The organism is Cupriavidus laharis, assembly GCF_914271435.1.
Classification (GTDB): Bacteria; Pseudomonadota; Gammaproteobacteria; order Burkholderiales; family Burkholderiaceae; genus Cupriavidus; species Cupriavidus laharis.
On record NZ_CAJZAI010000002.1, the window covers coordinates 634,570 to 653,608 of the forward strand.

A 19,039-nucleotide genomic window follows, 5' to 3' on the forward strand; every position below is an offset into this window, starting at 1 on the left:
CGGCGTCGGGCCGCACCCGGCCAGCTACGGCCGTTTGGCAACACTCTCACGCGGACTTTCGAATGTCAGCTCCGCTCACGTAACGGAACTTCGCGGGACGGTCATGCTCGTCGCCTCCTCGGCCATACTATTGATGTTTCCAGAATTCATGACAACGCAAAATATTCGTCGTCCCCGCGCAGGCGGGGACCCAGTGACTTTTTGTCCCCCTTCGGGGGACTTGTAAGACGCTGGATTCCCGCCTTCGCGGGAATGACGGTGGTTGCTTTGATGTTGTCGTGACATAGGGAAAGCTCAATAGGTACGCTCGATGCGGGCGCGCGCCTCCGCACTTGAAAGCAGGCCCCGGTCCGCGCGATTGGCCGCGCTTGCCGCATAGACCACCCTGCGTGCATGCGTGATGCCAAGCGGCTCGAACCCGTTGGCCGGATTGAACGCCATCTGATTGACGGTGGCCTCCTCTTCGGCTGAAGGCACCGACGAAATCTCGAGCTCCCCGATCACGACTGTCGGAGCCTCCCAAACGATCGACGCGTCGTTCACCGGCGTATGCTCCTCGTCGGTGAAGAGCTGCACCACCAGTTGCCATTTCAGCGCGCCCTTCCTTAGGCGATTGAGCAGATCGTTGCGCAGATACTGGTCGCCATGACGATCGCCATCGGTGCCAGGCACGGTGTCGGGACACGGCTGCAGCGAGTACTTGAAGGCTGCATCGTTACACTTCACCACCGAGCCCCAGAACTTCTCCGTCGTGAGGCTCGCCACCGTGTGCAACTTCGTCGCTTGGAACAGGATGCCAAAGGAGCGTGCCGCCTCAACAGGTCCGAGCTTGCGCCCGAACACGTCCGCCGTCGTTTTTTCGATCAATCCCGCAAGTCCTCCCTCGATCTGTGAGACGAGCACATCGGCGATCTCCATGAAGCTTTTCGCATCCCGCGCATGCGATCGACCGCCTTCGTTCGTCACGAGCAAATCAGTCTCCGTGCCCTCGGCCGTGAAGAACTTGACGGCAACGCCGCGCACGTCCGCCTCCGTGTCTGCAAAGGGACAGGGCTGCCCATTCGAAAAGCGGCACGCCACGCGGTAGAGGGGCGGCGCATCCGAATCGCCGCTTTTCGCGAAGGGACCTGACGCAAGCGCGGGCGGCACCGTGGCGAAGATGCGCAGCGTGCCGAACGCGCCCATCACCTGCTTTTGATGCTGCCCCCTGTCGATACGCCCGCCCAAGCCCGTCCGGCTGCTCGACGCGATCGATTCCTGTTGTGCCCCGATCTTTTCGACCAACGTGGCCAGGATGTCCGGCGTGTCCATGTGGTCTTCCCATCCGGTGCCGGAGCCCACTTGTTGCCCTGCTGCACTGACTTTCGTTTCGTTCGCCACGGCCGCCTCCGATCTGGTTCATTACACTTCGAATGCGCCCCCCTGTTCTAGAGCAAGTATCAACTCTACCGGCCGCAAGAGGGTGAACATTACCGGCGTCTGGTTCAAGCCATATATGGCTGTCTTGCGGACGATAGCCACGTATAGCGTCAGGCGACCGGCGACTCCGGCGCAGATCAGGGATGCGCGGAGACATCCCCATAAAGCTGGCGCATGAACGCTCGAAACATGGGATTCATCACATCGTCGTGGTTCTTAATAACGTCGCCGTCCACCTCGACATTCCAGATCATTGCATTCGCCACCGCGCTTTCGTCTGCGCCAACTACCGTCGTCAGAAAGCTGCCGCCGCAAAAGGTGCGTGTCCAGTTTGGCTTAAGCAGATAGCCCGGCGTGAGGTTCTGGCGAAAGAACTCAGCAGCGTCTTCTGCCTCGAGTTTCTTGTTCTGACGCACGGCCTTTCCCAGTTCCTCGCCGTGCAAATCTTTGAGCTCCGCCTCTGACCTCCAACCTGCACAACGGGCGCTGTCGCCAGGCGTGGCGTTGTCCGCGCCTGGCACCTCGCCGGGCGCGTGAGCGTAGAGTCGGTGCGTCAGGTAGTGATCGATGTGGCCCGGGGTCTTCTTCATGGCTGTACCCTGCTCACTGGTGGTCTCGCGCTCGAAGAGCGTATTGACCGAGCGGCCAATCGGAAATGCGATCCCTGTTGCCCAGTCCTTGATCGACGTGACTGACACCAGCAGCGGCGGCTGGAACCGTGTCGGCTTATACCTGAGCGACACGCGATAGAGCGCTTCATACCGCGATGCCTCGAAGGCCGGATTAATCAGTAAGATCATGTCCGCCGGCCTTTCCGCCAGTTCCGTTCCCTTGCCCGCTCCGTCCAGATCGCGCTGCGCTGCCAGCGACTCGATCAGCGATCCGGACATCGCGGCATAAAGGATAAGACCGCCAAAGCTGTGACCGATCATCAGCGTGCGGATGCGGGGACGCGCACCCGCTTTCTCGGAAGCTGCGCCCGTCTGGAGCGCGTGGTTGTAGTGAGTTCGGAGGGATCGCAATCGTGCGAACAGTTCGCGCGACGATCCGATCGAGACGCGTCGTGCGGCCTCTTTGCGCGCCCAGAAAGTGAGACTCAGCAGTGGATCGGGCACCGTCCACGACTTCCCTCGCCAGGCCACATAAACTCCCACGACCTTTCTCGGCTTGCCAGCCGGGCCGGCCCGGTCACGTTCCTCGGCGCCTGCAGCTTCGAGCAACGCACGGAATTCCCGCACATTTACGTCGTTGGCCTGTGCGTTGTGCTTCCAACCGTGAACGAAAACAACGATGCTCAGGTCTTCGCCTTTTTTGGCAAGGAGGAACGTCAGCCGATCCATGAGGTTATCGATCTGGTTCGAGGGGTTGGTCGCCAGCGCGTCTGCGGAAGCGGCTGTATTCGGAAACAGCCAGCCCTGGTCGTCGAACTCGACGAAATGCAATTCGTAGAGATCTCGCACACTTTCCGGTGTCACACTGCCGCACACTTGCCGCAAGTCATCGTTCATATTGGCGCTTGCACGCTGACAGCTTGTATCCCTGTCGAGGTCAACAAGATGGGTGCGATACGCGCTGTTCGGCGCGCACGCACAGAGCCCCACCAGCAACAAGGCTGCAAACAGCCTTTGCAGGATATGTATCGCGCAGGCTTGTGCTGCGCTGGCGGCATCGGCTTTCATCTGTCCAAGGCTAAGTACGGCGGCTTCTGGCCCCTGGTTCACTGCGTCATTCGAAAAGCACCTCGTTCGACTGCGCCTCAAGGCCGAATGCGTCGTTGCAAATGCTCGCAATGGCCAGTTGCGCCCAGGCTGCGACCTCGAAGCACAGCCGCCCGAGTGCGCTTTCTCTGATGCAATGGATTAGGCATTCTGATCGGTCGACCTCGGTGCTGTCTTGAAATAGTCAGCAAACGGCCACGCTGCCTTCAGTTGCGCTTCGGTTCCGGCATAGCAATCGCGATCGCCGGGATCCATTCCCGCAAAGGCATGGGGTGCCGGCCCAGACTTGCCGTCGGTGTACTGCCAGAGGATAAAGTGCGGCCAGGTGTCCGTTGGGATGCCAACAGGCTGACTTCGATACCGGGCATACCAGAGCGGGCAATTCTTGAGGATGGGGTCCGCGCCATGTGCCTGCACGGCATCGCGCAGCATGTTGCCGCCATAGATCATTGGCCAACGACCAGTCTTATCCTTGACCCTGACGACAAAAGCGTGCGCCTGCTCCAGCGTCATGTCGGGACCGCTCGAACTAGGTTCGAAATCGAGACAAAATAGCGTCGCAGTATTGTCTACCGATGGATCATCGCATTGCGTGGCGGCCAGGAAGTTGTCTGCCTGCTCGTCCGCCGGACGGGAACTGGAAAAGTGGTAGGCACCCCACAACAGTCCCGCGGCGAGTGCGTCTTTTCGCCGCCTCCTATATGCGGGATCCTGAAAAGTCGCGCCCTCGCTGGCCTTGTGGATAACGGCTCTAACCCCGGCATTCCTCGCTTTGATGGCATCGAAATGGTTGTCATGGTTGATGTCGATGACGACATCGATGGACCCTGGCATGGTTGCTGGCATCGCGCCCTCCCGATTCAGTGCCATTCGGACCACGGCGCATCCATCGGCGAGCGACCCAAGCTGCGCAGCGTCTGTACCATGGAGGCCCGCAGAATGTGCGCCTGTTGCCTAACACCGTCGGTGATACCCAATCAGGGCGCCATCCGCGAACCCGTCTGAAGCATAGGCAAGCGATCGGGTAAACCATCTCAGCCAGGTGGATGACTTTGTGCTGCGGATTATTGAACTCTGAATGAGACGAAATTTCTCTCGCAATTCAGGCCTGCGTCCTGCTGGCGGCCTGAGGACTTGGGGCGCCGGGCGTCCTCAATGGGCTGAAGAACGCGAATGACTGCCGTGGGTGAACGGCTGCACGGCTCGGAACGCGCGATCGATGGAAGTGAGGCACTCAGAGACATCCACCTCTCCGCACCGGGTGCCCGGCCGAGACCGGCCATGAAGCGTCAGCACGATCACGCGGTTACGCGTGTCATCCCTGTCAACGATTGGAGAGCCGACCGCATTGACGTGTCCCTGCGGGCAATTTCCAACCCATCCCTGCGCAGCAAGGCGCGCTGGCCTGCCTGAGGGAAATCATGGGCTTGCAGGGACAGACGGGCCACGTACGAATCGCTTTCAGATGACAGCGCCACCGTTGGGACTGATGACCTGGCCGACGAGGTAATGCTCGTCCGAGGCCAGGTACACCGCCAGCGAGGCATACTCCGACGGCTCCCCGAGCCGTCCCAGCGGCGACAACTGGAACAGGCTGCGCTTCTCCGCTTCACTGGCATTTGCGATATAGACATGGAAGGGCGGCGTCATCACCCCGCCACAGGCGATGGCGTTGACGTAGATATTGGCGCCCGCCACATCCATGGCGGTGGTCTTGGTCAGGCTGATGACGCCCGCCTTGGTGGCCGAATAGCCGGGACTGTGCGTGCTGAGCGTACTCATCCCCGCAATCGATGCAATGTTGATGATCTTGCCGCTGCGGCGCGGCTCCATCTGGCGCAGCGCGGCGCGGGTGCAATAGAACACGCCGTGCATGTTCACCCCCCACCACTTGAGCCAGTCGTCGTCGGTCAGCGACGACACGATACCCAGCGACTGGCGCGGCATGGGCGTGGTGAGGTAGGCGTAAAGCTTGTTGCGGCGCTCAGTGTCCTTCGGGGACGAGGGGACGATACCGGCGTTGTTGACCAGGATATCTACCGCGCCGAAGCCCTCGGCGGCCTGCGCGAACATGGCATCGACGGCAACCGCGTCCGACACGTCGCAGCGCAGTGCCAGGCAGGGCACGCCTTCGGCTTCGATCACAGCTCGAGTGCGCTCCAGTGTTTCGATGTTGATGTCGCAAATGACCAGGCGGGCGCCTTCGCGGCCCATGGCCTGCGCGATGGCACTGCCCAGGCCCTGTCCGGCCCCCGTGATGAGGGCCACCTTTCCTTGCAGTTTTCTCATGATGTCACTCCGATCTGTCGCGGGAAACCTAGGCGCAGACAGGTGCGCCGCCCACCGCGCCGCGCTGCTGCCGGGCGATAGCCACCGCCGCCAGCACAAAGAAAATGGTCGAGGCAATGCCCAGGACGTCCGACGCCAGTACTACGTGCGAGAGCGGATCGGCCACGCCCTGGGCCTTCATCACGTCCACGGCGCGCCCCGCCACGACGTTGCCGATGGACAGGGCAAAGACGTTGACGCTGAGCATGTTGAAGGCGCTGACCGTGGAGCGCATCTGCGGCGGCGTCAGGTTCACGATGCCGCCGTTGCCCGCCCCATACAGGGCAAGCGGCAGGAAGAAGCCTGCGCACATACCGGTGTAGAACACCCACGACCCCGGCTGGGCAAAACGGTACGCAATCATGGGCACCGCACACACAGCAATGAACAGAACGACCACGGCGGCGTGCTTGCCAGGCAGCCGCTGCGCCAAGCGATCTCCCAGCACGCCGCCCACAACCGAGCCCGCCGCGCCAAACACCAGTTGCAGCATGCCGATGCGCGAGGCGATGGCGGCAGGGTTCATGCCGCGCTCGTTCACCAGCCATAACTGCGTGAACGTCAGGCCAACGAAGAAGAAGTGAAAGAGGGCAAAACCGGCAATCATCAGCGAAAGCGCAGGGCTACGGCGCAGCAGGCCAAGCGTGTCGCGCACCTGCTGCATAAAGGGGGCACCACGCTCGCTCACTGGCAGATGGTGTCGGTCGTCCTTGAGGCCAGCCAGCAGCACGGCGATGGCGATACCCACGCCACCCAAGGCGTAAAAGGTGGTGCGCCAACCATGCACCGCACCAAAGGTGCCGGCCAGCAAAAAGCTGACGCCGATGCCCAGCGGAATGCCCATGAAGAAGATTCCCATGGCCGTGCCGCGCCGCTCCTGCACAAACAGCTCGGCCAGCAGTGACACCGTGGACGGCACGAGCGCGGCCTCGCCAATGGCGACGAAGAAACGCGCCAGCGCCATCTGCTCGAAGTTCTGGGCATGACCCGAGGCCCAGGTGCACAGGCTCCAGACAAACACGCCACCGGCCAGGATTCGCGTGCGGCTGAAGCGGTCGGCCATGGAGCCAAGAAACACGACCGAGCATGCATAGCTCAGTACCCACACTGCCCCGACGAGGAAGCCGTATTGGGCGTTGCTGAGTTGCAGGTCCGCGATGATCTGGGGCGAAAAGCCCAGCAGCATGTTGCGGTCAACCATGGCCAGCACGTGGATGACCAGCAAGCTGGCCAGCACCGTGGCGGGGCTTTTCTTCCAGAACATTCTTGTCTCCTGTTTTGCGTGCGCTTGGCCGCTGGCACGGATCAATTTTTGTTAGCCATCTTTTAGATAGTCTTCACGCCCCTCCCCGAGGATGAGAATGGGTCGAGCTCAGGCGGCCGGACGCAACGGCACGCCGCGCTGCGTGGGCTTGCGGTTCGGTACCATGCCCAGACGGGCCAGGGTTTCGTCGGCGCTGTTCCAGAACGTGCCGGTCTGGTAGATGCGATGCGCGTCTTCGCCGGTGGCGACTTCGCGGTTCAGCTCGCGGGCAATGCGCACCATCGTTTCGATCTGCTGCACGGAGGTAGCGCGCTGGCCATTGGGGCCGTAAAGCGTATCTTCTATACCCACGCGCACGTGCAGGCCCAGCGCGATCGCCATGGCGCTCATCGGAAACACGGTGCGATTGAGCGTTTCGATGGTCAGCACAGCACCGTCCGGCGTGCGGCGCACGAATTCGATCATGTCGGCCGGATGCAGCCCGGCAGCGCCGCCGCCGATGGCGACGTAGTTCAGGATCAGCGGTCCATGGTAGACGCCGGCGCGGATCAGTCGCTCGACCGTCTCGAGGCCTGTCATGTTGCCGAGCATGAAATGCGGCTGGATGCCCTTCGCGACCAGTCGCTTGATGTGCTCGACATGCCACGATGGATTGGACGGCACGATCATGTCTCGGTACGCCGCCTGGATGGCCGGGTTCGCCAGGGAAGTCCCTGCCACGTCGGCCTCGGTCATCAGCTCCATCACGTTCATTTGAGAGGTGTTGATGGCGACAGTGACCTGGTCCGGCTTCGGCTGCAATTCGGCGAGCATGTGGCGGGTATCGTCGGCCAGCCACTTGGCGGCCTGGCCTTCGTCTTCCGGGGCGAATGAGATCGACCCGCCCACCTGCAGCACCATCTTGGGCACGGCTTCGCGCAGCCGCGCCAGCATCTCATTGAACATGGACAGCCGCTTACTGCCCTTTCCGTCGGCCTCGCGGACATGTACATGGAGCACGGTGGCGCCCGCGTTGTAGCAATCGACCGCCTTCTGGACCTGCTCTTCCATGCTCACCGGAATGTCGTCCGAATCGCCGGGCAGCCATTGCGGCCCGTAGGGGGCAACCTGAATGACCAGCTTTTCCTGGTTCTCGGGCAGGAGGGAATCGTCTAGAAAATGCATCTCTGTCTCTCTCTCTCTTGAGGTGTGTGGCGCGAATCGTATTCAAGCGGCTGCGCGCTCTGCCAACGCCTGTTGCTGTTGCCGTGCCGCGAGTTCTTCCAGCAGGATCGGCGCACCCAGACTGCTGCTGTGGATGCCGAGCACGCTGACGGCCTGCAGCACCGCGGCGATCTCTTCCTTCGTGGCGCCCAGTTCGAGCGCCTTGCGAATGTGGCGGCGTGTGCCTGGGGCGTACATGTGGGTGCACGACGCATCGACCGCGATGGCGATGAATTCGTAGACCTTGGGATCGAGCACGCCGGAGAGAACCGGGTGCATGCCCATCTCCATGAATTTCTCAGTCCATGCCGGGTCCAGCTCGGCGATGGCGTCCCAGGCGGGATTCCAGTTCCCGGTGGCCCGCAATTGATCACACAGGGGTGTGGGGCGGCTCTGGCTGATCATGTTTGTTGTCCTCGACGGATTAGGTTCACTTCAGGCGCAAGGTCGCGCCGACCTGGGAAAGTATTGGCCATCGGCCGAGTTCGATTTGATGAATCACGACATACATTTTATAATTCACGACACCTAGGGAAAACGCCATGCCCTACCAGCTACGAAGCGCTAGCCTTACCAATTACGTCGATGTAGCCCGTGCGCTGGGCCTGGACCCATTCGCGTTCCTGCGGGCCGCCCGCATCGGCGTGGCTGCGCTGGTCGATCCCGATATACGGATTTCCGCAGCCGCCGTCTCCCGGTTGCTGGAGGCGTCAGCGCAGGCGGCAGGCGTGGAGGATTTCGGGCTCCGCATGGCCGAGACGCGGGAACTCGCCAATCTCGGCCCTTTGGCGTTCGTCATGCGGGAGGAGCCCACGCTGCGACGTGCGCTGGAATCCATGGCCCGCTACCTTCGACTGCAGAACGAGGCCATTGCGATGCGTATCGACGGGGCAGACGGCCTTGTGACCATCCGGCAGGAAGCACTGGCCGGACTTCACGGCTCGCTGAGACAGTCCTCGGAGTTGGTGGTCGGCGTCCTGTATCGCGTACTCGCGCTGTTCCTCGGTCCCAGGTGGAAGCCTCGCAGCATCTGTTTCACCCATTCCGCACCAGCCAGTACCGCGACGCACCTGCGCATCTTCAAGATGCCGGTGCTGTTCAACCAAGAGTTCGATGGCATCATCTGCGACGCATCCGACCTCAATGCCCCGCTTCCCTCCTACGATCCAGCCATCGCCCGTCAGGTGCGGCAGTATCTCGGCGCGATGCTCGCCCGGTCCGAGGACAGCATGGCGGACAAGGTGCGACGGCTGGTCATCGCCTTGCTGCCATCGGGCGCATGCTCGATCGACCGGGTGGCCGAGCACCTCGGCATGGATGCGAGGACGGTGCAACGCCGCCTCGCGAGCCAGGGCGAGCGCTACTCCGGGCTACTGAACGCGATCCGGACAGAGCTCGCGGTGCGATATGTCGAGAATCGCGAACGTCCCCTGTCGGAAGTGGCCGCCCTGCTTGGCTTTGCCTCGCTGAGCGCGTTCTCGCACTGGTTCGCCCTCCAGTTCGGGTGCAGTGTTTCGCGGTGGCGAAGCCGGGTGAAGGCGGAACAGGCGGACACACGACAGAGTGTCAAGTCCTGAAAACGGCAGGCTAATCAGATGCGTCGCCACTCCGCAAAAAGTCACGTACCTCCAAATGGCAATCACCGCGAATGTGGGAAAGTTGAGTGCGATAGCGAGCGCTGCTCTCACAGTCAAACTTGAATCGGCGCATGGCAATTGGTTCCTCGAAAGCTGTCGCTGAGTTCACGATTGATCGAGGGGCCAATGTGGCTCAGCTTCTGCCGACCACCATCGGGCAGAGGTCGGCCACATCGCACATACCATGCTAACTTTCACTGGCAGCAGCCGCTGCGCAGCAGTCATCGGTCTTGGCCCATCGAGCTTCCGCTTCGGGTCGGCTACGGAAGTTCCGGGCGTGCCGAAACATCGATTCGCACGCCAAAGGCATCAAGCGCTGAAATACCTGCTACGCGGCGGGGGCACAACTGCCAACGTGCGCATTCCATGGAGCGCAGCCGCCGGGCTCGACCTGCTGCATTCCGTGAAGCCCGAGCGCCGGTCGGATCAATCCGCGACACGCTGCTCTGCAAACGCCAGCAGCGCCAGCAGGCTCGCGGTGCCGCAGCCGAGCACGTACCACGCAGGTGACAGCGGGTTACCTGTCACGCTCAGCATCCACGTCACGATAAACTGAGCGAAGCCTCCAAACAGTGTCACGCCGCCGGCATAGATGATCGCCAGCCCGGTGGCACGCACGCGGCGCGGGAAGGCTTCCATGATGAACAGAAAGCCGGCCGGCGCACCCAGCGTAGCCAGCATCATCACACCGCACACCAGCACCAGCGCCGACCCGAGCGACGGCGCATTCTGCACCAGCAGGAATCCCGGCAACATCCCTAGCAGCGACACCACGCGCAGCGTCAGCAGCAGCGGCTTGCGGCGGCCCAGGCGGTCGGCGAGCACGCCCGCCAGCGGCGATACCAACAGCATGATCGCCCCGGCAGCACAGCCCGTGAGCAGCGACGTGGCGGCCGGCATGTGGAAAGTCTTGACCAGCCAGGCCGGCGCGAAGAACACCACTACGTACATTTCGGCAGTGCCGCCGAGGATCAGCAGCGTGCCGAGCAGCAGCTTGCGGCCATGTTGTTGCACCACCTCAGACAGCGCGCTGCGCTCGCGCGCAACGTCCTGGTGAGTCTCGTCGAGATGGCGGCGGATATAGAAGCCGACCGGGCCAATCAGCAGGCCGAGCAGGAAGGGCACACGCCAGCCCCAGCTTTCCAGCGCGGCCTGCGGCAGGCCGTGCGTCAGCAGGGCGCCGCACAGCGCGCCGGCCAGCGCCGACGCGCCTTGCCCGGCCATCTGCCAGCTCACCATGAAGCCGCGGTTGCTGCGCGTGCCGGACTCCATCAGGAAGCTGGTAGCGGCGCCGATCTCCCCGCCGGCCGAGAAGCCCTGCAGCAGCCGGCCCGTGACGACCAGCAGCGGCGCGGCGATGCCGATCTGTGCATAGGTGGGCGCCAGACCGATGATGGCCGTGCCCAGCGCCATCAGGCCTATCGTGAGCGTCAAGGCCGGCTTGCGACCGGCGCGGTCGGCGTAGTTGCCGATCACCACGCTGCCCACAGGCCGCATGACAAAGCCGATGCCGAACGTCGCCAGCGCCAGCAGCAAGGGGCCATATTCGCCTTCCACGGGGAAGAACAGCTTGCCGATCAGCCCGGCGAAGAAGCTGAACACCGTGAAGTCGAACAGCTCCAGCGCATTGCCGAGCGAGGCGGCGATCACGGCGCGGCGCTGCCTGGTGAACGAGGCGGCGGCGTCAGCACGCGCGGTCGGCGAGCCAGGCGAGGTAGTGCCGGTCAGGGCCGCATCGAGTCTCTGCTCCATATCGCATCCTCCCTTTTCAGGCGGCGACGAGGTAGCGCTCGACCAGCCGCGCCCACATGCTCGCGCCCAGCGGGAGCGCCTCGTCGTTGAAATCGTAGCCGGGGTTGTGGACCATGCAGCCGCCCTGCGAGCCGCTACCGTTGCCGAGCAGAACGTAACAGCCCGGCACTTCGTCGAGCATCCATGAGAAATCCTCGCTGCCCATTGCACCCTTTCCCATGTCCTGCACGCAGTCCTGGCCGACGAGGTCCTGGATGACGCCGCGGATGAAGCGCGTTTCGTCGGGCGTATTGACCACCACGCTGGTGACCTTGTGATAGTGAATTTCCGCGCTCACCCCGAGGCTGCGGGCCTGCAGGTCGACCACTTCGCGCAGGCGGGCCTCGAGCGTGTCGCGCACAGTACGGTCGAGCGCGCGCACGGTCAGGAGGATTTTCGCCGTCTCGGGAATAACGTTGTGCGTGGTGCCGGCCTGCAGTGAACCCACCGTAATCACGCCGGCATCAGTTGCCGACAGGTTGCGTGCGACGATGGTCTGCAGCGCCATGACAATGGCCGCGGCCGCCACCACGGGATCGCGCCCGTACTGCGGCATGGCGCCGTGCGCGCCCTTACCGGTCAGCGTGATGGTGACGGTATCGGCCGACGCCAGCGCCGGCCCCTCATGCACCACGAAGTGCCCGAGCTGCACGCCGGGCGCATTGTGCAGGGCGTAAACCGCGTCGCACGGGAAACGCTTGAACAGGCCGTCGGCCACCATGCGCTGCGCACCGCCCTGCCCCTCCTCGGCCGGCTGGAAAATCAGGTTGAGCGTGCCGTCGAATCGGCGTGTGGCCGCAAAGTAGTGCGCGGCAGCGAGCAGGATGGCAGTGTGGCCGTCGTGGCCGCAGGCGTGCATCTTGCCGTGGTGCGTGCTGGCGTATGGCAGGCCGGTAGCCTCGACGATGGGGAGCGCGTCCATGTCGGCGCGGATGCCGATGCGGCGCGTGCCGTTGCCGAGCTTCAGTTGCCCGACCACGCCGGTGCCGCCTACGCCTGCCGTCACGTCGTAGCCCCACTCCGCCAGCTTGTCGGCCACCAGGCGGCTGGTGCGGACTTCCTCAAAGCCGAGTTCCGGGTGTGCGTGGATATCACGGCGCAGCGCGACGAATTCGGCCTGATGAGCGTGGATTTCGGGAATAATGACGGCGCCTTGCGACATTTTCGGGTTCCTGTGGGGATGGATGCAGAAAGCCCATGGTATGTAATCACCCGCCGCAGTAACAAAGCACGAAAGTTGATAACCATAACCCGGGGTTATTCAGGTAAACCCCTGACCGGGTAGACCCGCATGAAACACCACCACCTGCGCGCCCTCGTCGCCATTGCCGATCACGGCAGCATCAACGCCGCCGCGCGTGCCCTGTGCCTGACCCAGCCGGCCATCACCAAAGCCATGCGCGAGCTGGAGGCCGAGGCCGGCGTGCCACTGCTGGCGCGCAACTCCTGGGGCGTGACGCTAACCAGCGATGGACAGGCGCTGCTGGCGCGAGCTCGGCTGATCGTTTGCGAAATCGAACGTGCCGAGGCAGAACTGGCACAGCGGCGTGGCATCAACGAGAGCCGGCTGCGGATCGGGGTGTCGCCGCTACCCGGCATCTCGCTGCTGCCGCCGGCATTCTCGCGCTTTCGACAGGGCATGCCGGACGTGAGCGTCGACTTCCTGGAATTCGACCCGCCGCGACTGCAGGAACACCTGCGCAACGGCCAGGTCGACTTCGGTCTCACCGCCATGCAGGTTCTGGCCGCCGATCCGTTCCTGCAGTACTCCGAACTGTCGGTCTATCCGACGTCATTCGTAGTGCGCACCGGCAGTCCGCTGGCCGGCGCCACCTCGCTGGCGGACTTGCAGGAGGCAGAATGGCTGCACCAGGACGCGAGCGACAGCTACCCCGCATATCTCGCTGGCCTGTTCGCCCGGCACGGACTGCCGCCCCCGCGCCGCATCACACGCAGCACGTCGAACGTCCTGTTCAGCACCCTCATGCTGGAGACCGACGCGGTGGTGCCACTGTCGCTGCCGTCGGTACGCTCCCCCTATATCGCCAGCCTGTTGACGCCTCTCACGCTACCGGAGAATCCTCCGGATATCCACGTGGCCCTGGTGCTGCGCGAAGGTGCGATCCTCACGCGCACGGCGGACTACTTCATCCACTGCATCCGCGAATCCACTGGTCTTGGGATCGTGGCGGAGTCCACATGATCATAGTGGCACGACGAGTCTCGGACCGAGACCGGCCAAGATGCGTCGTTCGCTGAGACCGCCTCTCAGACGCCCAGGCGTCGATCACGCTTGACGTCACCCGTGGGCTGCCCCGCGCGAATGGCACGTAGCGCATCGACCGGCAAGCCCGACAATTTTCCCACGTAACTGTGCGCGGCCACACAAACGTCGCAGCCGGTCTTCTCACTGACTAACAGCTTGATGGTTTCGTGCTCTTGCCGGCTCAGGCGACCCGAGTTCAATGTGCCTTGGGCGTCGAGCACCGCGGCCAAAGAAGCCGGCATAAGGTAGCCCAACGCGGCGTACGTATTAGGAACACGGTCACCGGAAAGCTTCTTCACCCTAGCATAGATATCAGCGGTGGCGCCGGTGGCAGACGTGATGTCGGGAATAGCGATACGGCTCATGGTATGGACTCTTCATCAGGTGGCCAGGGCTCAGGAAAACGGACGCAGCGTCAGTTCGAGGCCCAGAATAACGAGGAACAGGAGAAAGCAACGGCGGAACGTTTTCGGGCTGATCTTCTGCCGCACAATCGAACCCAGCCACATCCCGACGAGAGCGGGAAGGACAGCCAGCAGCGACAAGCCGAGCTGGTCGAGTCGAAACGCGTCCTGGGCCAGGAACCCTCCTGCGAGAGCAATCGTGGAGACGGTAAACGAAAGGCCAAGAGCCTCCACCAGTTCGTCTTTCTGAAGACCCAACGACTGCACATAAGGCACTGCAGGAATCGTGAAGATGCCGGTGACGCCAGTCAACAACCCGGTAACCATGCCGACGACGGGCGAAAGCCGGGGCTCGAGCCGTTCCGGGACGGAGAGCGTCGGCACGAACAGCGCATAGGCCGCATAGGCGATCAGGGCAAGCCCCAGCGCACGTCCCGACCAGACGGAGTCAACGACTACCAGCAGTCGCGTCCCCATAAGCGTACCGATCACGATGCAGAGCATCATTGGCCACAGCCGTCGCAGGAGGCGGAGCAGGTCTCGCCCGGCCAGCATTTGCCACACGTTGGTCACGAACGACGGAATGATCAAGATCGCCGCCGCCGTAAGGGGGGACATGGTAGCCCCAAGCACGCCCATGGCAACCGTGGGTAAGCCCATTCCGGTCACGCCTTTGACCATGCCGGCTCCGAGAAACGTCGCAACGAGCAGGCAGATCAATTCAATGCTCAGAGTATTCATAGCCGGCATTAGTCAAAGTGTCCATAGCCGGCATTACACATCCGGCCAGAAGCTGGCACAATGCGGTTTTTCCGATGGTGCCTTCGGACTAGCCGAAGGAACTCTGTCTTGGAGGGGGTATGAAATTCGATCTCGTGGATTTGCGCCTGTTTCTTTGCGTGGTCGATGCGGGCAGCATTACAGCCGGGGCCAGGCAAGCAAACCTCGCATTGGCGTCGGCAAGCGAGCGTATCAGCAATATCGAGTCGGATGCCGGTGTCGCTCTGCTTGAAAGAAGCCGCCGGGGGGTAGTGACCACCGAGGCAGGTGAGGCGCTGGCACACCATGCGCGTCTGATTCTCCGACAACACAGTTTATTGCAAGGGGAGCTACGCGACTTTGGTGACGGTGCACGAGGTACGTTGCTGCTGTACGCAAATACGGCAGCGCTGACCGGCCTCTTGCCGCAGAAGCTTGCCCCGTGGCTTGCGCAGCGTCCGCGTCTGAACATTGACCTGAGAGAGCGTACGAGTGCCGAGATTGTGCGAATGATCGGCGCAGGACTGGCCGAAGCTGGTGTGGTATCAGATGCGGTCAACCCCACGGGTCTCACAATCCAACCTGTCGCCAGTGATTATCTTGTGCTGATTGTTCCTGTGGCGCACAGACTCGCAGAATCGAAGGAAGTTTGCTTTGCCGATGTTACGGGTGAGCAGTTCGTTGGCTTGGAGGCCGGTAGCGCGCTTCAAGATCACATCGACGGACACGCTGCCGATCTGCGCAAGACGTTAGCATTCCGTATTCGCATGAAAAACTTCGAGGGATCGTGCCAGATGGTGTCACAAGGGGTGGGGGTCGCGATTATTCCATTAGCGGCCGCAAGGCGTTTTGGACGCAGATACCCATTCAAAACCCTCAGGATTAGAGATGACTGGGCGCGCAGAAAGCTCTGTCTGTGCTTTCAACAATGGCACACGCTATCCGCACCGATGCAAAACCTGTTGACGCATCTCGGCGGCAGAGCGCCGACCCTGTAGCCGCTCACCGTCGCTGCGATCTACCGCCCCGACCGGTGCTCGATCACCGGCTTCCACGGCACCAGACTGGAAACCGTACCACATAGCGTACCCGTCGAACATGAAGTACAAGCGACGCATCGAGCGGCCATCGATTCAGGACGAGTCCTCGCCCAGCAGGACTCTTTTACATTTATCGGCACGAAATTCCGGCACCCCGTATAGGTTTCCGTGGACAACAGCGGCTGTCGCCTTTGTTTGGGCCGGTAGACGCCTCCGGCGCCAGCAAGACCCCAGGTGGATAGCCCGCGGGCAGAGTCCGGCCAGACTCAGCCATTCCCTATTTCGTCGGCGATCGCGATTTTGTCCAGGATCTGGATCAGCCGATGGGCAGCGTTATAGGTGTAGCGGGTGACCAGATCGAACGGCCCGACGACGCCAACAATCTGACCTAGCGCATCGTAATGCGTACCGTGTATGGATGCCGTCAATATCGACGTCGGTCATGCGCCCGCGCGCGTCGTAAGCAGTAAGGTGCACAGATTTCCCGACGTTGCCATGGGCACTCGGAGTCGTTGGTTGATCCGAGTGCAGAGGTGGATCGGAGCGAGCGGAAGGCGCTCTTCGAGCCATCCACTGCTTCGGGCACCGCGAGGCGCTCACAAGTTCCCGGGCGTGCTCGGCCGTAAACAGTGCAAGGGCCCGAGCCCTGGAATCCCCGACCACCCGCGACTGCTAGCGCCTCATTCAGGCTGCACACCGAAGCCCAAGAGCATTACTCGCCCTCACGCGCCAGACGGCGCCATTGCCCCGGCGTCATGCCCATCGTGTCCGTGAACGCACGCCGGAACGCTGCCACGGATCGATACCCGACTGAGTCGGCCACTGCCTCGGTGGTCATTGTCGGCTTCTTCAGTTCGTTGGCGGCCAGGCTCATCCGGATATCGGTCAGCAATTCTATGGCTGAGCGCCCCAGCTTTTCCTGAAAGTGCCGCATGAACGTGGCGCGTGACATGCTGCACAAGTCGGCCAGGTCAGGCAGAGTCCAGGGTCGTGCCGGATCGGCGAACATGGCTGAAATGGCCGGAGCCAGTCGTGGATGGCTGGCAAGCGCCAACAAGCCTGCCGGAGCCTTCTCGGATTCGCTTGCTGCGCGTAGTACCAATGTGAACAGCGCCGACGTTAGCGCGTTGAGCATGGCGAATCCGCCCAGTTTGTCGCCGGTGGACTCCATGCGCATTAGCCCCACGAGACTGGCGAGGTGGTTCGAAGCGGACCCCATGGCATCTTCACGATGGCCGTCCATGGCCCGTACCACCAAGTTCGTGGGTAGATAGTTGCGAATCAGCCGATCATGAGGCGGCTCGATGAAAAATCGCCCGCACAACAAGTCCAGATGCTCGCCCTGGCCATCATTCTGGCTGAGCATCCATCCTGCAGAACCTTGGCGATTGTATGTGAGACCCGGCTCGTGTCCACTGCCATCGTGTAGCACGTGCGCCGACCCGTGAGGCAATAGCACGATATCTCCTCCCCCGAGCTCCAAAGTCGTCTTTGTCTCCGGATTCTCGATAATGGCCCTGCCCTTGAGTACGACGTGGTAGGGAATCTCGCGCGCCGCGGACTGTGGCCAGGCTACACGCCATGGTGCACCGTAGGCGCAACGGACCTCCAGCCGGCCAGTGATGGTGATCATTTGCAGGAGTTGGCTCAGCCAGTCGACTTGGGACATAGGACCTCGGTACTTGAAACGTTCAGGCATCTTATTGGAATTGCACAACCATCTATCGCCTCAAGTTCAGTATCGTTCGGACAGATGCGATATCGGCGAACTAGAGAGAGCGCCGTTCGTGACCGTCAAGGACGCCTTCGGTGAAAGATTGGGCGGTCCGTCCTCATTGACTGTCGCGACGAACGACAGTATCGCCTGCTTGATGATCGTCACCATGTCGGCAGCGCGTGTTGGGATCGGTGGAGAGAAACTGCCCCGCCTTGTCTTCGAGGTAGATCAGGATCGCTCCCGATTCGAACAACGCCAGCGGCCGGCCGTTCGGTCCGTCGGGATCGTAGATCGCCGGAATCTTGCCATTGGGATTGAGTGCAAGGAAGTCCGGATCATGGTTTTCGTTCTCCATGATGTCGATGCGGTGAGGCTCATAGTCAAGGCCCGTCTCCTCCAGCATGATGCCGACCTCCACCCCGGTGGGCGTCGGTAAGGAAAAGAGTTGCAGCCGATCGGGGTACCCCACCGGCCAGCGCGCGAAAATTGGATGATCGAGTGTCACTTTCTTTCTCCTGGACTTGGCGGGTCATACGATAAGCCCGGAGGCGTTCCCAAGAATCTCTCCCAGGTGCCTCCAGGCTTTGGCATTACACTCGCGTCGAACCTTCAAGCACCTTCGGACAGGGTCGATGCGACCGGATAGGGTTCAGATCGAGCCAGCCGGCGTGACGGCAGGAAAATCCTTCTCGGGATCAAACACGTTATTGAAAAAGTTCGTCAGGGAATACATGGCAACCAGCGCGACGATCTCCATGACGTTCGCATCCGTGTAGCCGGCTTCGCGGACGGCTTTCAGATCGGCGTCAGTGACGTTGCCGCGGGTCTCGATGACTTTGCGCGCAAACTGAACGGCGGCGTCGCGCTTCGGGTCGTTGGCATGGCCCTTCCGAGCGAGAATGATTTCATCGGCCGCCAGCTTGGCCATATGCTCAGCCGTAAAGCTGTGAACTGTCAGGCAGTAGTTGCAGCCATTCACTTCGGAGACAGCGAGGCCGATGCTGTCACGCGTCTTCACGTCAAGCGCCTTACTCAAGGACCCAAGCAGGATGGCCCACGAGTTGAACGCGATGGGGCTCTGCGCGAAGGTCGCCATCATATTTGGAGTGAACCCGATGTTCTTGGTGAACGCATCGAGGGTCGGTTTCGAATCGGCCGGCACCTGTTCCGGCTTCAGAGCAGCAGTTCTTGGCATCGTAGTCTCTGTAAGTTACTGGTTTCACTATTGAGCTTTCCCTATTTCACGACAACATCAAAGCAACCACCGTCATTCCCGCGAAGGCGGGAATCCAGCGTCTTACAAGTCCCCCGAAGGGGGACAAAAAGTCACTGGGTCCCCGCCTGCGCGGGGACGACGAATATTTTGCGTTGTCATGAATTCTGGAAACATCAATAATTGGGGAAAGTCCATGTGGGAACCATCCCTCGGCTTACTTCGTGCCCAAGTCTTGGGTCGAAGCTGGTCAGGCCTTCAAGTGGGAGGTACCTTGTGT

At 61.9% G+C, this 19,039-nt stretch carries 16 protein-coding genes and 1 pseudogene; 3 read left to right on the forward strand and 14 right to left on the reverse strand.

Going from position 1 to position 19,039, the window contains the following annotated elements:
* Positions 1 to 294 precede the first annotated feature (294 nt).
* From LDO29_RS06680 to LDO29_RS06710, 7 genes are all read right to left on the reverse strand, one after another.
* The gene (locus tag LDO29_RS06680) at positions 295 to 1,380 is read right to left on the reverse strand and encodes a catalase family protein (protein ID WP_224078990.1); all 1,086 of its coding nucleotides are present in this window, start codon (positions 1,378 to 1,380) and stop codon (positions 295 to 297) included.
* Positions 1,381 to 1,556: 176 nt separating this feature from the next.
* The gene (locus LDO29_RS06685; protein ID WP_224078991.1) at positions 1,557 to 3,098 is read right to left on the reverse strand and encodes a hypothetical protein; all 1,542 of its coding nucleotides are present in this window, start codon (positions 3,096 to 3,098) and stop codon (positions 1,557 to 1,559) included.
* A gap of 180 nt (positions 3,099 to 3,278) precedes the next feature.
* Positions 3,279 to 3,983 carry a glycoside hydrolase family 25 protein gene (locus tag LDO29_RS06690; RefSeq protein ID WP_224078992.1) on the reverse strand — a complete coding sequence of 235 codons (705 nt, stop codon included), beginning with the start codon at positions 3,981 to 3,983 and terminating at the stop codon, positions 3,279 to 3,281.
* A gap of 615 nt (positions 3,984 to 4,598) precedes the next feature.
* The gene (locus tag LDO29_RS06695) at positions 4,599 to 5,426 is read right to left on the reverse strand and encodes an SDR family NAD(P)-dependent oxidoreductase (RefSeq protein WP_224078993.1); all 828 of its coding nucleotides are present in this window, start codon (positions 5,424 to 5,426) and stop codon (positions 4,599 to 4,601) included.
* Between the two features lie 28 nt (positions 5,427 to 5,454).
* Complete coding sequence (locus LDO29_RS06700; RefSeq protein WP_224078994.1) at positions 5,455 to 6,729, reverse strand: MFS transporter; 1,275 nt, start codon at positions 6,727 to 6,729, stop codon at positions 5,455 to 5,457.
* Between the two features lie 108 nt (positions 6,730 to 6,837).
* A complete protein-coding gene (locus LDO29_RS06705) occupies positions 6,838 to 7,893 on the reverse strand; it encodes a BKACE family enzyme (protein WP_224078995.1) in 1,056 nt (351 codons plus the stop codon).
* 42 nt (positions 7,894 to 7,935) lie between these two features.
* On the reverse strand, positions 7,936 to 8,337 hold the full coding sequence (locus tag LDO29_RS06710) for a carboxymuconolactone decarboxylase family protein (protein ID WP_224078996.1): 402 nt from the start codon (positions 8,335 to 8,337) through the stop codon (positions 7,936 to 7,938).
* 137 nt (positions 8,338 to 8,474) lie between these two features.
* Between LDO29_RS06710 and LDO29_RS06715 the strand changes: the two genes are divergently transcribed.
* Positions 8,475 to 9,509 carry an AraC family transcriptional regulator gene (locus LDO29_RS06715; RefSeq protein ID WP_224078997.1) on the forward strand — a complete coding sequence of 345 codons (1,035 nt, stop codon included), beginning with the start codon at positions 8,475 to 8,477 and terminating at the stop codon, positions 9,507 to 9,509.
* Positions 9,510 to 9,995: 486 nt separating this feature from the next.
* Here the strand turns inward: LDO29_RS06715 and LDO29_RS06720 are convergent, their stop codons facing one another.
* Together LDO29_RS06720 and LDO29_RS06725 are read right to left on the reverse strand one after the other, a co-directional pair.
* Complete coding sequence (locus LDO29_RS06720) at positions 9,996 to 11,321, reverse strand: MFS transporter (protein WP_224078998.1); 1,326 nt, start codon at positions 11,319 to 11,321, stop codon at positions 9,996 to 9,998.
* 16 nt (positions 11,322 to 11,337) lie between these two features.
* Positions 11,338 to 12,522, reverse strand: a complete 1,185-nt coding sequence (locus LDO29_RS06725; RefSeq protein WP_224078999.1) for a M20 aminoacylase family protein — start codon at positions 12,520 to 12,522, stop codon at positions 11,338 to 11,340.
* Between the two features lie 129 nt (positions 12,523 to 12,651).
* Between LDO29_RS06725 and LDO29_RS06730 the strand changes: the two genes are divergently transcribed.
* Positions 12,652 to 13,563 carry a LysR family transcriptional regulator gene (locus LDO29_RS06730; protein WP_224079000.1) on the forward strand — a complete coding sequence of 304 codons (912 nt, stop codon included), beginning with the start codon at positions 12,652 to 12,654 and terminating at the stop codon, positions 13,561 to 13,563.
* 65 nt (positions 13,564 to 13,628) lie between these two features.
* Here the strand turns inward: LDO29_RS06730 and LDO29_RS06735 are convergent, their stop codons facing one another.
* Both LDO29_RS06735 and LDO29_RS06740 read right to left on the reverse strand, forming a co-directional pair.
* The gene (locus LDO29_RS06735; RefSeq protein ID WP_224079001.1) at positions 13,629 to 13,991 is read right to left on the reverse strand and encodes a carboxymuconolactone decarboxylase family protein; all 363 of its coding nucleotides are present in this window, start codon (positions 13,989 to 13,991) and stop codon (positions 13,629 to 13,631) included.
* A 30-nt stretch (positions 13,992 to 14,021) separates the two neighbouring features.
* Positions 14,022 to 14,771, reverse strand: coding sequence for a sulfite exporter TauE/SafE family protein (locus tag LDO29_RS06740; protein ID WP_224079002.1), 750 nt, complete (start codon positions 14,769 to 14,771; stop codon positions 14,022 to 14,024).
* 119 nt (positions 14,772 to 14,890) lie between these two features.
* Between LDO29_RS06740 and LDO29_RS06745 the strand changes: the two genes are divergently transcribed.
* Positions 14,891 to 15,787 carry a LysR family transcriptional regulator gene (locus LDO29_RS06745; RefSeq protein WP_224079003.1) on the forward strand — a complete coding sequence of 299 codons (897 nt, stop codon included), beginning with the start codon at positions 14,891 to 14,893 and terminating at the stop codon, positions 15,785 to 15,787.
* A gap of 754 nt (positions 15,788 to 16,541) precedes the next feature.
* Here the strand turns inward: LDO29_RS06745 and LDO29_RS06755 are convergent.
* From LDO29_RS06755 to LDO29_RS06765, 3 genes and pseudogenes are all read right to left on the reverse strand, one after another.
* Positions 16,542 to 17,498 carry an AraC family transcriptional regulator gene (locus LDO29_RS06755; RefSeq protein WP_224079005.1) on the reverse strand — a complete coding sequence of 319 codons (957 nt, stop codon included), beginning with the start codon at positions 17,496 to 17,498 and terminating at the stop codon, positions 16,542 to 16,544.
* A 223-nt stretch (positions 17,499 to 17,721) separates the two neighbouring features.
* A pseudogene (locus LDO29_RS06760) lies at positions 17,722 to 18,051 on the reverse strand (glutathione S-transferase N-terminal domain-containing protein); the annotation flags it as partial.
* A 144-nt stretch (positions 18,052 to 18,195) separates the two neighbouring features.
* The gene (locus LDO29_RS06765) at positions 18,196 to 18,741 is read right to left on the reverse strand and encodes a carboxymuconolactone decarboxylase family protein (RefSeq protein WP_224079006.1); all 546 of its coding nucleotides are present in this window, start codon (positions 18,739 to 18,741) and stop codon (positions 18,196 to 18,198) included.
* Positions 18,742 to 19,039 lie beyond the last annotated feature (298 nt).

Bases quoted from the DNA above. Each gene is read 5' to 3' on its own strand.
- LDO29_RS06685 (WP_224078991.1), bottom strand. From the start codon at position 3,098: ATGAAAGCCGATGCCGCCAGCGCAGCACAAGCCTGCGCGATACATATC.
- LDO29_RS06690 (WP_224078992.1), bottom strand. From the start codon at position 3,983: ATGCCAGCAACCATGCCAGGGTCCATCGATGTCGTCATCGACATCAAC.
- LDO29_RS06695 (WP_224078993.1), bottom strand. From the start codon at position 5,426: ATGAGAAAACTGCAAGGAAAGGTGGCCCTCATCACGGGGGCCGGACAG.
- LDO29_RS06700 (WP_224078994.1), bottom strand. From the start codon at position 6,729: ATGTTCTGGAAGAAAAGCCCCGCCACGGTGCTGGCCAGCTTGCTGGTC.
- LDO29_RS06705 (WP_224078995.1), bottom strand. From the start codon at position 7,893: ATGCATTTTCTAGACGATTCCCTCCTGCCCGAGAACCAGGAAAAGCTG.
- LDO29_RS06710 (WP_224078996.1), bottom strand. From the start codon at position 8,337: ATGATCAGCCAGAGCCGCCCCACACCCCTGTGTGATCAATTGCGGGCC.
- LDO29_RS06715 (WP_224078997.1), top strand. From the start codon at position 8,475: ATGCCCTACCAGCTACGAAGCGCTAGCCTTACCAATTACGTCGATGTA.
- LDO29_RS06720 (WP_224078998.1), bottom strand. From the start codon at position 11,321: ATGGAGCAGAGACTCGATGCGGCCCTGACCGGCACTACCTCGCCTGGC.
- LDO29_RS06725 (WP_224078999.1), bottom strand. From the start codon at position 12,522: ATGTCGCAAGGCGCCGTCATTATTCCCGAAATCCACGCTCATCAGGCC.
- LDO29_RS06730 (WP_224079000.1), top strand. From the start codon at position 12,652: ATGAAACACCACCACCTGCGCGCCCTCGTCGCCATTGCCGATCACGGC.
- LDO29_RS06735 (WP_224079001.1), bottom strand. From the start codon at position 13,991: ATGAGCCGTATCGCTATTCCCGACATCACGTCTGCCACCGGCGCCACC.
- LDO29_RS06740 (WP_224079002.1), bottom strand. From the start codon at position 14,771: ATGAATACTCTGAGCATTGAATTGATCTGCCTGCTCGTTGCGACGTTT.
- LDO29_RS06745 (WP_224079003.1), top strand. From the start codon at position 14,891: ATGAAATTCGATCTCGTGGATTTGCGCCTGTTTCTTTGCGTGGTCGAT.
- LDO29_RS06755 (WP_224079005.1), bottom strand. From the start codon at position 17,498: ATGTCCCAAGTCGACTGGCTGAGCCAACTCCTGCAAATGATCACCATC.
- LDO29_RS06765 (WP_224079006.1), bottom strand. From the start codon at position 18,741: ATGCCAAGAACTGCTGCTCTGAAGCCGGAACAGGTGCCGGCCGATTCG.